Annotated in this window: 10 protein-coding genes and 1 pseudogene; 3 read left to right on the forward strand and 8 right to left on the reverse strand. The window is 43.3% G+C overall.

Annotated elements, in window-relative coordinates:
- Nucleotides 1-453: 453 nt before the first annotated feature.
- The 3 genes and pseudogenes from F1644_RS02150 to F1644_RS02160 all read left to right on the forward strand — a co-directional run bounded on the left by F1644_RS02150 (nucleotide 454) and on the right by F1644_RS02160 (nucleotide 2,048).
- On the forward strand, nucleotides 454-963 hold the full coding sequence (locus F1644_RS02150) for a restriction endonuclease subunit S (protein ID WP_262891432.1): 510 nt from the start codon (nucleotides 454-456) through the stop codon (nucleotides 961-963).
- Nucleotides 964-1,033: 70 nt separating this feature from the next.
- Nucleotides 1,034-1,381, forward strand: a pseudogene (locus F1644_RS02155) (DUF4357 domain-containing protein); the annotation flags it as partial.
- A gap of 292 nt (nucleotides 1,382-1,673) precedes the next feature.
- Nucleotides 1,674-2,048 (forward strand): RagB/SusD family nutrient uptake outer membrane protein, encoded by a 375-nt coding sequence (locus tag F1644_RS02160; RefSeq protein ID WP_255378863.1) that lies wholly within the window; start codon nucleotides 1,674-1,676, stop codon nucleotides 2,046-2,048.
- Nucleotides 2,049-2,254: 206 nt separating this feature from the next.
- On the opposite strand, the gene F1644_RS02165 is transcribed toward F1644_RS02160, so the two are convergent.
- The 8 genes from F1644_RS02165 to F1644_RS02200 all read right to left on the reverse strand — a co-directional run bounded on the left by F1644_RS02165 (nucleotide 2,255) and on the right by F1644_RS02200 (nucleotide 12,733).
- Nucleotides 2,255-2,899 (reverse strand): HAD family hydrolase, encoded by a 645-nt coding sequence (locus tag F1644_RS02165; protein ID WP_118302196.1) that lies wholly within the window; start codon nucleotides 2,897-2,899, stop codon nucleotides 2,255-2,257.
- A 206-nt stretch (nucleotides 2,900-3,105) separates the two neighbouring features.
- Nucleotides 3,106-3,972 (reverse strand): DUF4595 domain-containing protein, encoded by an 867-nt coding sequence (locus tag F1644_RS02170; RefSeq protein WP_118302195.1) that lies wholly within the window; start codon nucleotides 3,970-3,972, stop codon nucleotides 3,106-3,108.
- Between the two features lie 14 nt (nucleotides 3,973-3,986).
- Entirely contained in the window at nucleotides 3,987-5,270 is a 1,284-nt protein-coding gene (locus F1644_RS02175) for a hypothetical protein (RefSeq protein WP_147344492.1), read from the reverse strand.
- Nucleotides 5,271-5,279: 9 nt separating this feature from the next.
- A complete protein-coding gene (locus F1644_RS02180; protein ID WP_118302193.1) occupies nucleotides 5,280-6,569 on the reverse strand; it encodes a thioredoxin family protein in 1,290 nt (429 codons plus the stop codon).
- A 2-nt stretch (nucleotides 6,570-6,571) separates the two neighbouring features.
- The gene (locus F1644_RS02185; RefSeq protein WP_229128322.1) at nucleotides 6,572-6,997 is read right to left on the reverse strand and encodes a hypothetical protein; all 426 of its coding nucleotides are present in this window, start codon (nucleotides 6,995-6,997) and stop codon (nucleotides 6,572-6,574) included.
- Between the two features lie 16 nt (nucleotides 6,998-7,013).
- Nucleotides 7,014-7,700, reverse strand: coding sequence for a hypothetical protein (locus tag F1644_RS02190; protein WP_118302192.1), 687 nt, complete (start codon nucleotides 7,698-7,700; stop codon nucleotides 7,014-7,016).
- 2 nt (nucleotides 7,701-7,702) lie between these two features.
- Nucleotides 7,703-9,241 carry a RagB/SusD family nutrient uptake outer membrane protein gene (locus F1644_RS02195; RefSeq protein ID WP_118302191.1) on the reverse strand — a complete coding sequence of 513 codons (1,539 nt, stop codon included), beginning with the start codon at nucleotides 9,239-9,241 and terminating at the stop codon, nucleotides 7,703-7,705.
- Nucleotides 9,242-9,250: 9 nt separating this feature from the next.
- A complete protein-coding gene (locus F1644_RS02200; protein WP_118302190.1) occupies nucleotides 9,251-12,733 on the reverse strand; it encodes a SusC/RagA family TonB-linked outer membrane protein in 3,483 nt (1,160 codons plus the stop codon).
- Between the last annotated feature and the right edge of the window lie 26 nt (nucleotides 12,734-12,759).

Raw genomic sequence — 12,759 nt, forward strand, 5'->3', positions numbered from 1 at the left:
TTGTTTGCCTAACTCCCCAAAAACAGGTCAAAAACCTCAAAAGGAAGAATGTGGAACAAAACGACTTATCCCTTTCTCGTCCAAGCACTTTGCATTATTCCTCTGAAATCCATCCGTATGTGAGCGAGTTACCTTATATTTGCATCAGACTGCACTACAATTATCGGTACTAACGGTTTCTCCACAGAATTTATATTTAATTACCTAAAAGGTATTCAATCTCAGATTTTCTACTTACAAAAAGGTGCAGCACAACCTCATGTATATCCAAAAGATATTGAAACAATACCTATCCCTAACGTTCCTCCTGACATACAGAGATATGTAATAGAAGAATGTAAAAAAGTTGATGCTGAGTATAATAATAGTCGAATAACTATTGAGAGTCATCAACACAAAATAGCAGAAGTATTTGATGCTTTACAAATTACCAACACATCCAATTGGACTAGAATAAAATTTTCCAATAACCAATTATTTACAATATTAATAGGCAAAAGAGTTCTATCAAATGAGATGAACAGCAACTACGATATACCAGTGTATAGTGCCAATGTTAAGGAACCATTCGGTAAGATTAATAAACTTTTAATAGATGATTTTACAAAAGGTTCTATATTGTGGGGTATAGATGGCGATTGGATGGTAAATTATATCCCTGCTAATACACCGTTTTACCCAACAGATCATTGCGGAGTACTACGAGTAGATGAAACGAAAATGAACCCTCATTTTGTGATGTTTATGCTTGAGATGGCTGGCAAACAAGCCGCATTTAATCGTAGCAATAGAGCCTCTATTGATAGAATTAAGAGCTTAACCATACCTAATATACCATTGGATGTGCAAAATATGGCTATGACAGAGGTTGAAGAATACGAAACAATAATAAATGAAGCTAAAGCAAGGATGAACCTATGCATTGAGCAAAAGAAAGTGATATTAGACAAATACCTTCGATAAAATAAATTATGGGAAAAACAGTTACTACATATTTAATAGATGGGGATCCTAAAGAAAGTCAATACGTACATATTTAGAACATAAAGCTATTACCGAAGCTAAAAAAGCAAATACGTTTGTGTTAAACGAAAATAAGCAAATACCGAAAGTTCCAAATCTACCAGAATATCAACGAGACTCAATGGATGAATTTTTTGAGGATGTTAAGTTCTTAACATCTTTTATTGGGTGTAATATTTTTGAAATAATTAAAACTAAAGAACAGCAAGATTTACACCTCTTCTATACTACAGGTCGAGGATATAATGCTAAAGGATATTATAATGCTTCTGGCTTTACAGTATTAAAAGGTAGTATGATTAAAAAAGACTCCGTTCCTTCATTAAACTGGAAAGTGAAAAGAGAATTATTAATCAAAAGGAAATATATTCCAAATAAAGTACAGATAAGTACCAAATAATACCCCTCATTCAGAGTTCATTCGAAGATCAAACGTTGTTCATCCATGCTCGTATGGAGAAGCTCTGAATAATCTTCGAGAGATCAACGAAGAAGAAGTAGTTTCTTGAAAGTATCTTCATAGCTTCTCTTACGGTTTTATACAACTGCTCAATAAGATAAACATATACTTTAAATAACTCTCTTCCCAACTTATAGCAAACTTAACTTTCAGCCACTACTTCTCTATCTATGACCTGAATGAAATCCAGATTCGTCTCGCAGATATATACCTGCTCCGGGCTGAAATGAGAGCGAAATCCGGTGATATTCCGGGAGCGATAGCCGACTTGAACGTGATCAGGAAACGAGCCGGGGCAAAAGAATATACCCCGGATGAAAACTTGGAAGAGGCAATTGCACTAGAAAGAGACAAAGAATTATTTCTCGAAGGGATATGCACGAGATATCTTGATATTGTCCGTAACAGGGCATTCCGTGAAAAACTCAGGGGTAAATTCAAGACCCTCTCAGCCCAAGACGTGAAAGACGGGGCTTTATTCTTCCCGATCTCTTTTGACGCCTTCCAAAACAACACCAAAATGACGCAGAATATTTACTGGAAAAGAAATGGATTCGCAATTTAAATGAAATAAGATGAGAACTTGTGCTGGACTCTATGATTATTATTAAATAAATGGATTATTATTAGAGTTTTCCAGAAGGGGTACTATTGTGTAAAAACGTTCATTTTGATGCAATAGTACTCCTTAATAACAGGTAATCTCTGCCCTGACAAAAGGCTTTACCCCATAGAACCAATTTTTATATTACCCCCAATGATGTAGAATAATTATTTCACTCTTATCGTTCCCAAATCATCAATTATAGCAATATGTGGATACGCAAGCAATTCTTCTCTGGTTGTTGTACCATGCAGTACCCCGACAAAATCTAAAGCAGCAGCCTGAGCAGTCTGGGCATCAATGACACAATCTCCCACATAAAGACAATCACGAGTATCGCTATTCAACTGTTTCATCGCATACCACACCCCTTCAGGGGAAGGTTTAGCTTTACTGACATCTTCCCCTCCAACCACGATATCAAAAAATCCAGCAGGAAAATGCCGGTTCACAAACTCCATAATACGGTAACGATACTTGGTTGAAATAACACCAATCTTTGATCCTTGCTGTTTCAAAGCCTGCAACACATTGGTAACCTCCGAAAACAAAATGGTATTATCACTCATGCATACATCAGCTTTCGCTACATATTCTTTCCGATAAGAAACCAAAACTTCCCGACCAGACACCCCCGTAAGGAGGGCGAAAGCATCATCCAACGTCATGCCGATAGTACGCTTTATTGCTCTATCATCTACATTCTTATACCCGTGCTTGTCCAGCACATGACGAAAACACATGACAATTCCATTACTCGAATCCACTAACGTATAGTCAAAATCAAAAAGATAAGTTTTATATTGCCGCATAATTATCAAAATAATTTGCCAATATATAGTATCTTTCTAAATAAAAAGAAAGAAACAAGGAATATTTTCCGCAACCCCAAAATATCCTACTCTTATCCCCGGACTGTACCATGATATACAAACGATCCGGGTACAAATTTCTACATTATACCCGGATTTTCTCTACTATTAATTCCTTAAAGATTTTCTACATAAAATAGATTCACCTATTCTATTTTTCTATCAACAATTTGCTTTTCCGAAGAAAATATTTTAATCACGCTAAATTCTACGGTCGTTCCCTCTAATTCCGTATCTGCCACTAACGATTTAATTGAACCGTCAGCATTCTTTTCGTTATGAACCTTTATACTTAAATCCTCACCATAAGCCGTAGCATTAAACCCTGAAATGACATTCGGGGATGCCGGGAACAAACCCAAGTAAGCAGCAACACTAAGAACCTCCATGCTCATTTGATCGCAGACAAGTAACATATTCATATCCATGTTATAACACGTATTCTTTAAGGAAGATGCACTTGCCACGGCATCTTCAATATCATCACCAAGAGTAAAACCTTTCCAATTTTTATTCGCATCATACAAAACAGTGAAGAACGGTTCATCATCCTGATTTATAGATGTTAATTGATTTTGAGTATTATAAGAGAAAGTAAACACTCCACCATCTTCTCCTCCATCGGCTTTAGAAACAAAACCTTTATCATTTAACGTGTAAACAATTTGTTCCAAGTCAGTAAAGTCCCCCGCACAAGCAACAGTAACTTTTCCATCCGTGTAGGTCATCGTATAGGTCGTAGTGTAGTCCGTACTCCCCTCGTCATCCGTGGTAATTTTAGTAACCTTTTTCGTCGTTTTATCCAAGGTGAGGTTCACCACCAGAACACCATTATTATCATCCGTTCCGATGTTCAATTTCGTAATCAGCCAAGTCGTGTCTTTAACGATAGAATCTGTTGGTTGTTCGGGTGGAACAGGATCATCCTTTCCATTATCGTCCGAACAACTTGTCCACAATGACATACTGCAACTTAATATCAGCACTAAAAATAAAAAAGTAAACGTTTTCATAGTTGTAAAAATTATTAGTTATTATTATTGAATATAAAGAGACCGTATATACTGGAATTAACCCACTTACCTCCAGTCAATTGCTCTTTTTGAATATCATAGGTATTTATCGTCTGGTCATCTTCTGAAATCAGATAGATCACTTCTTTATCAGCATTATAACAAGGTGATATAAACAGAGAATTTTCAAAAGTACTGATCAAGTTTCCCGAATTAAACGACCAGTTACTTGGATCTTGCGGCTTGAAAATATACGAAGTGTAAGTTTCTATTCCTATGTCTTCATCCGTAATAACTGACCTCGCCCCGGCCACGTATATATCCTCCCCACACGGGATGAAATTATAATCTATATCACTCGTACCACCAAATTTCGCTAATTGCCAATTAGCAGCACTCATATCCAACTTCCACGCAAAAGATTCCGTCAAACCGGCCATGTCAAACACACCCATAAGGAGCGTGTTCCGGGAGGCATCGTGAAGGAATACCCCGCTATTAAGCCGGATGAGCTCCGTACCGCCTGCCGTGAAACTCTTTATTTCGATAAACTCCCCGTCTTCCCATTTCTTCAAACGGTAAAGATTTTCCGCCTTGTCGAATTGAATGATATGCAACAAACCATCTATATTCCCGATACCAACCAAACCCCGCTCTTCATTCATCAACGTCTCTTGTTCTCCCGACTCCAAGTCATAACTACCAATAGTGAAAAAATCATACACACGCGTGAACGGCTCCTCGAATACATCCCTTGAAACAAAACTCGCATGATAGAAAGTTGGCCCGATGACAAGTCCACCGTAAAATTCACTTTCCGCTCCCCCGATAGAAAAGAGAAGTTCTCCCTTCAATTGCTTGGAAACAGACACGGGATAAAATCCCAGACCATCTGAACTTTTTCCCACGGCATAGGCCTCCATATCCTTCAAGTTCAACGAGTCGGAGTACAGGTTTATTCCCCCGATACGATATTGCTTATCACCCTTTTTCAAGATGATAATATAGAAACCAGCTTCCAATTCCCCTGAAGGACGAAGAACCAGACTATCTCCACCAACTTCCACGATTTCAGCAGAGAACGTGTCTCCACCATTCAATTGAAGAAAAACACTACATTCAGCATCAATTCCTTTCCCGCATATTGTAATATCAGTCCCCACCAATTGCCGCTTTGGAATTTCCAATTGCGTCACCGGCAGAAACGGGTCCGTGTCAACAACCGGGGCATCCTTGTCGTCGGAACAAGCGGTAAGGTAAACAACCGCCAATATCCATATCATTAACCATTTTCTCATATTTATCACTTATTGTAAGGTTTCCAATTCTTTAATATACTGTTGCACGGCCGAGGATAATCCCGGATTACCGAATTGCAAGGAGAACACGTACGCTTGATTGTAACACTTCTTCGCCAGCTCGATATTATTCAACTTCTTATAACAATCGCCCAACATCAACATGCAGTTCAATTTATCATCCGGCGTCAATTCGAACTGAAGAGCGGCAGTCACCCATTCGATGTACTTCTCCAACACCTTATTATCCTTCGACTCCCCTAACGCCTCTGACATGGCGTTCACCATGGCGAGATAATCCGCTCCTTTGATACCTTGCCCCAGATATTTCACGTACTCCTCCATCAGGTCGATATATTTATCCACGTCTTTCTTGGCATAAATGTAATAATACCCGTCATACAGGTACTTCAATCCCGTGTACACGTCTTTCCCCCCGAAATCCACGAGCGCGACATACATTTGTTTCATATCACCCCGTACACGTTCGAGATTCTTGAGATAGTCCATATTTCCCTTCCGGGCCTGGTGATCAATCAATCCCAAGTGAAGGGTAAACACGAACCTAAACACGTTTTCCTCCCCCACGGCCTGAACCACCTCGTCATAATGTGACATGATATAGTTCAAAAATGGATCATCAGTCTCCGCCTCGGTGTGAAACAACTGCAAGACGTCAAAATCTTTCGCATTCATCCAGTCCGCCGTCGTTTTACGTTTACAATAATCCTTGTACACCCGTTCCACCCGTAACTCCCATCGAGTAAGCTCCTGCCCGGATTGACGTACCAGATAGTTCGGGGCTTCAAGCAGAAAATCCTGCACGAGAGCATCATTCTGCTTCTCCTTTTTCAGCTTATTGTACATCGCTTCGAAACTCAAACACTCCCCCGTGGCGGATTGAGCGAATTTCAGGAAATAACTCCTGTCACATGCGCCAACCTGCTTGCCTAACAATTTCCCGGTTTCATCCGCAATAACAAGCGTGGGATAAGCCGTTACTTCATACCGGGAAACTTCCGTCGCGAAAGCCTTATCTTCAGCATTAATCTGGTACGAGATAAATTTCTCGTTAAAATACTTCGCAACATCGGCATCCGTGAACACCTTGGAGGACATTTCCTTGCAAGGGCCACACCATGTAGTGTAAAAATCAATAAACACCTTCTTGTTTTCCGCCTTGGCTTTTTCCAGCACCTCCCGGTAAGAACCTTGCATGAATTGAATGCCTTGTCCCATCGTGTTACTACCCGGTAGTAACACGATGGCTATCAGCCCGATTAAAATAATTTGCCTCATAACTATTTCACGATAAAAGTAAACACGTCTTTCACGATATGACTATACCCCTCGTTAAAAACACGCAGGGATACCCTGTATCTTCCCGGGGTAATATCACTGATTAACGGAAATTCCATTCGTCCTCCCCCACGCACGTTAACCAAATGCCGGAACAACTCGGCATTACCCCCTTCGGTAGCTTCCACCTCAACCACCTCGAACTCGATGGGAGAAGTCCCGATCACCCCTTGCAACTTCGGGCTAACCCAGGGAGCCATGTTGTGCATCCGGTAAGCATCGAGCGTCTCGTCCAACTGCAGGCGAATTTCCATCGTATCCGGGACATACCGGGCGCTATCCGTTTTAAGGTATCCTTCCGTCGTATCATGGCAACTCATCAACATTGTCCCTGTAATTGCCATCAAAATAAACACATAAGCTCTCATACGTCAATATATTTTCTTATTCAAGTTCAAATAATTGTCCCAAGAAATACTGATCACCGAGGGCATGTACCACCCCGGACTGGTTTTCAAGATTCGTGGTAGCGATAGTCCCCAGATTATTGGTTATCGTCTTCCCGTCTTCTTCCACGGCAGCAGCCCGCAACTCCACGTCGGCCGTCTCTTCCACCCCGGCAAAAGCGTTACGTAAACTCCATATCCAGATCTTATTCCCGTACATCATGGACAATACCATTCCCCCGCCATCAGCCACACCTTCCTCGTCCCTTTCCAAACGCGGAACATCATCCCTCATGACCTTTCCCCCGGTATAGAGATGAGTTTTAACAATCTGGTCACAGAAATCACGGGGAAACTCATCAATACTCCTGTAATAATTTTTATTGTAATTCGTCACATCCGAACCTTCATGCTCTGCCCAAAAGAAAAACTTCTCGAAAGAGATATTCTTCGGGCCGAAAAACGTGATATTCGCATCCGTTGACTCGAACAAAGACTTTAGCTCCGGGCTACAACGATCAATGACTTTCGCAATAGAATCCCAATTATGCCATGTATCATGACGAAAATACTCCAACATCGTGCCATCATAATACCCAACAGCGGTACCCGTATCGATATAATTATATTTTGTCGAACAAGAAAAACATAAAACGCAGCCTAATATCAAAAATATACCTTTCATTTTTATCTCATTTTAGAAATCCAATAAGCATTTTGTATCATCAAATCATTGTCATTAAATGCCATTTGTGGCACGGGAAGATAAAGAGCTCCTTCGGTAATGTCTTGATCTGTCAGGTTATAAAAAGCATCCGGTAACACCCGATGCCGGCTGTTCTGCCCGTAGTACCCGTTTCGAACCGCGTCATAATAACGATGCCCTTCAAATAACAATTCACGTTCCCGCTCCAAGAAAATACTATATTGCAAATCACTGCCCCCGTCATCGTTTTTCCCGGCAGGGAAAAGATTGGCCTTCCGACGTCCCCGGATAGCGTTCAAATCCTCCCGTGCTTGAGCCGTCATTCCTAACTTCGCCTCGCACTCGGCTCGCAACAGGTAAATGTCTGCTAAACGCATCAAGACACGATTGCAATCCATACCTTTAAAATCAATACTAGATCCACTCGACTCGTACCGCGGTGTACGCCATTTGTACAAGTACGTCAAATCAGCCGTGTTCATACCCGCTGAATCCAAGGCGTAAAAGAAAGCATCCCTCCGTTCATCCCCCTCCTCGTACATGTTGAGTACCGTACTACGGTATAACCCGTAATTAATTGTCGTTATATCATTTTTACCGGAGTTTCGCATCACCGGGTAAGAAACGAAATAACTGCCCGGAAAAAACAAACCGTAATATGAAATATCAGCGTAATTAACTTCAATCTCGAATATTCCTTCCGCGCTATTGCGGTCCATCACGCTTGTAACCACCTCTTCCGCGCTCCCGGCCAGGGTGTACACGCCCACGGAATCTTGATATTGCGGCTCGATCAACCGGCTGGCCCAATCAACAGAAGCCCGCAAATCATCATCATTCTTCTGCACGGACCCTTTCCACGCATAAATATGAGCTAACAGCGCCGCGGCACTCCCCCTGCTGCCGTATTGTTTTGAAACGAGAGCCTTGTTATTCAAGTCCCGCAACTTGTCAAAACGAGGTAATAACCGGTAAGCACGCTTGGCGTTAGCAATAGCGGAATCAATCACTTCCACCGCCGGGCTTTTCTCGTAACGATCAATATAGCTACTACTTTTCACGATAACCGCGTCACCCCACGTGCGGGATAACCAAAAATAACAAGCAGCTCGCATGAAATAAACTTGACCTAGGTAAAAGGACTGGCGCTTTTTCTCCAAATTAGGAACTCTACCCACGTTCTCCTCTAGCAAGTGAGTATTGGTTATCACGTTATAATACGGCTTCCATTGTTGCTGTTTAGCTCGATCGGTCAAATAATTCGGATCCAAATTCCGAACTTTTTCAATACTCGCGGCATTATAAACCCGGTCTGTCAGCAGCCCCATGTGCTCATGGAAAGTCACAGCGCTCCAAATCACCCGGAGGTCAGCCTCCATTTGCCTGAGCAAAGCATTACAATCGGATTCTTCTTGAAAATAATGATCAAAAGTGACCCCATTCTCCGGTTCCAAATTCAAGTCGCATCCACCAAATACAAGGGAAGCGAAACAAATCATATATATAAATATTCTTCTCATACTTTATAATTAAAAGTTCACGGTTAAACCCACGGTCCACTTCCTAGCCAACGGGTAAGTCCGACCGAGATCAACACCCGTGTGAACATTTACCACTTCAGGATCAAGCCCGGAATAATTATCCAGGGTCAGCAAATTCTCCCCGGTAACAAACACACGGATATTATCCAAGTGCAACTTCTTCACGTACTTCGAAGGTACATTATACCCCAATGTCAACTGTTTCACCTTCATGTAACTAACATTCTCAATATTCGAATCGAACGCACCCATGTACTGCAACGCATCCTGCGGGTAAATACCGGGAGCGGGGTACTCCGTATCATCTCCCGGCTTCTGCCAGAAATCTTCCAATTTCACGTCACTAAACAACGGGTTACTTCCCGCATCTGGAGATGCCAGTGTTTGCCATTTCTCGGCGTTAATCATCTTTCGCCCCAATTCATACATGATCAAAAAATTCAAGTCGAAATTTTTCCATTTCAACTCGCTGGCGAACCCGCCATACAACGTGGGCAAAGAACTACCCGCGTAATAAATATCATCTTCCGAGATCTGCCCGTCACCGTTAATATCTACCGGTTTGCGCATTCCCAACGTGTAAAAATATTCCTCGTCACCCCCGGGAGAAAGCACGTGTTTCTTCCCATCCTCGCCGTAAACAACCGGAATATCCCCTTCCGACTGGATCAACCCGCCATCTTTATATAGGTAAATTCCATTTAACGGCTTCCCGATAATCATGCCATCCGTGTCCACCCCAAGGTAACTCTTCTCGAAACGGTTCCAGTTTTTCGCCAGATTAAAACGTGCCCGCCAAGTAAAAGGCCCGTCCCGGAACACGTCATATTTAATATCCACTTCCAACCCCTCGTTAGAAACTTCCATCGCATTTTGCCATTGCACCCCGTTCTGCCCGTACATATCGCCCGGGAGAACAGTCTTGTAAATCAAATCCCGGGTATATTTGTAGTAATAATCAATCGTCAAACCCAAACGATACTCGAACATATCTATGTCCAACCCGAAATCATACTGGTCGGATTCTTCCCATTTCAATTTGTGATTCGTGATACCTTCCGGCATCATCCCCTGCACGCCGTCAAATATGCTCCCCGCGTTCATCAATCCTTGAGCAAGATAAGGAATCCCGAATTGGCTACCCGTCCTTCCCCAGCTTGCCCGCAATTTCCCGTAACTCAACCACCAGGCCCAACGCATGAAATTTTCCTGCGAAAACGCCCACCCCGCGGCAACGGAAGGGAACGTTCCCCAGCGATTATCAGAACCGAAAACGGACGACCCGTCCCGGCGGAACGTGGCCTCGATCAAATATTTCGTGTCATAGTTATAAGCAATTCGCCCGAAATAACTAAGCATGAGTGTTTCACTAAAATCAGATTTATACGACTGCATGGCCCGGTAAACCCCGCTCACGGAATTATATATCTCCTGGGGGAAAGAACCGCTCACGTAGTGAATGGAATTACTTGGAGAGCCAAGCCCGTACCCGCCAATAGACCACGTCATACTCCGTTCATTGGATAACCCAAGTAATAAATCAAAATTATGAACCTCCTTTAACGAGAAATTATAGCTCACCAAGTTATCGTTAAGCAACGTCAAGTCACGCCCGATCTCCCCCTCCGATTTCGCCTCGTGATACGTGGGATCCAAATACGTCGGGGAAAACGTGTTCAAGTTCGCCTGCGTAAAATCCAACGCTAAAGACGTCGAAATATTCAATCCTTTGATGACCTCGTACCCCAGTTTCAGGTTCGCCCGTAAACGATAGGACGTGTTATCCTCTATTTTACCATTCAACTTTTTCAGCATGATGTCAAACATCTCCCCGCTCCCTGGCATTAACGTCGACGTACTCTTGGGATCCACTGTGAACGATTCCGCCAAGCCGGCTACCGAACCCGATCCCCTGCTTCTATCCGTGTAAGCAAGATAAAGACGGGAATCGATTGTCAGGTTCTTGACCGGAATAACCGACAGGTTCGTGAGGATATTTCCCCGGACAAAATTACTTCCCGGCATGATTCCTTCCTCCTTGTAGAAACCCGCCCCGATCATATAATTAATCGTCTCCGTTCCACCGCTTGTCTGGATATTGGCGTTATAAATTCTTCCCGGACGGAAAACATGTTTATACCAGTTCGTTGAATTATTAAAAAACGGGTTAAGAGAATCCTGGATGATCTTCATCACACCTCCCGACTGGATTCCCTTTCCTTGGTTCCAGAATGAGTCATAATTCGCCCCGTTCAAAGCAGCCTCGTACTTGTTGGACGGGTATCTATATTCTCCCGTTTCCGCGTCATAATACGCACTCTTCGTGGCCTTCATCATAGCCATGTGATAAAGGCGTTCCCCCTTCCCCCCGGTTTGCACCGGGGTCTCCGGCAAGATAGATCCCGTGTAAGAGAAATTGGCAGAGAACTTTCCCCGTCCCGCTCTTCCTTTTTTCGTCGTGATCAGAATCACCCCGTTGGCAGCCCGCGAACCGTAAATGGCTGCGGAAGCCGCGTCCTTTAACACTTGGATAGATTCTATCGTTGAAGGATCAATTTCAGCCATCGTGTTCGTTCCCGTGATCGGGGAGGTAAAAGAACTCACCGGCACCCCGTCAACCACGTACAGCGGGGCCCCGCTACTTTTATATCCCGTCTCGTCATCCAGTAAAGAATTATACCCTCTCACGGCAACGCTGTTTCCCCCGCCACCGGGAGACCCCGATTGCTGGAAGACACCCAACCCCGCGACCCGTCCTTGCAGCAAGGTTTCGAGACTGGGAGCCGGCACCTCCTTAATATCTTCAGCCGTGACAGATGAAATAGCCCCGACAATTTCCCGCTTTTTACGGCTACCGTAAGCGATTACCGTTACCTGGTCCAAATCCGCCGCATCCGGGTCCAACTTCACCGTTACCGGCTTACCGGACTCGAACTTCATCGTCTTCATCTTGTACCCCACGAACGAGAATTTCAAGTTACCAGTTTTTTTCATGAAACGAAGAGTGAACCGTCCCGCGACATCCGTGGCAGTACCCACCGACGTGCTATCGATGCGGACTGTTGCCCCCGGTAGCGGGTTACCCTTTTCGTCCGTCACGGTCCCCGTGATCATAAATTCCTGTAACGGCTCCGCCGCCCCCGGGCGTATCACCACCTGCTTTCCATTGATAGAATGCGTTAATCCCTTCGGGACCAGGATAATTTTCAATAACTCATCCAACGTTTTATTCGTCACGTTTATATCAACCACGCCTTTAGCCTTTATCACCTCCGCATTATACAAGAAATGAATCCCGGTCATTTGTTCCAACCGATCAAACACCTGGACCAAAGATACTTGTTTCATCTGGAGCGAGACCGTTTTTTCCTGCGCCGTGGCGGAAAGCCCTATCCCCAACATGAAAAAGAGAGACAGGAGAACGGATCCCATCCCCCGATGAAATCTTCTGTGAATTAAAATGTTTCTCATAAATTTATTTAATTGATATATTGATT

The organism is Butyricimonas paravirosa, assembly GCF_032878955.1.
GTDB classification, from domain to species: Bacteria; Bacteroidota; Bacteroidia; order Bacteroidales; family Marinifilaceae; genus Butyricimonas; species Butyricimonas paravirosa.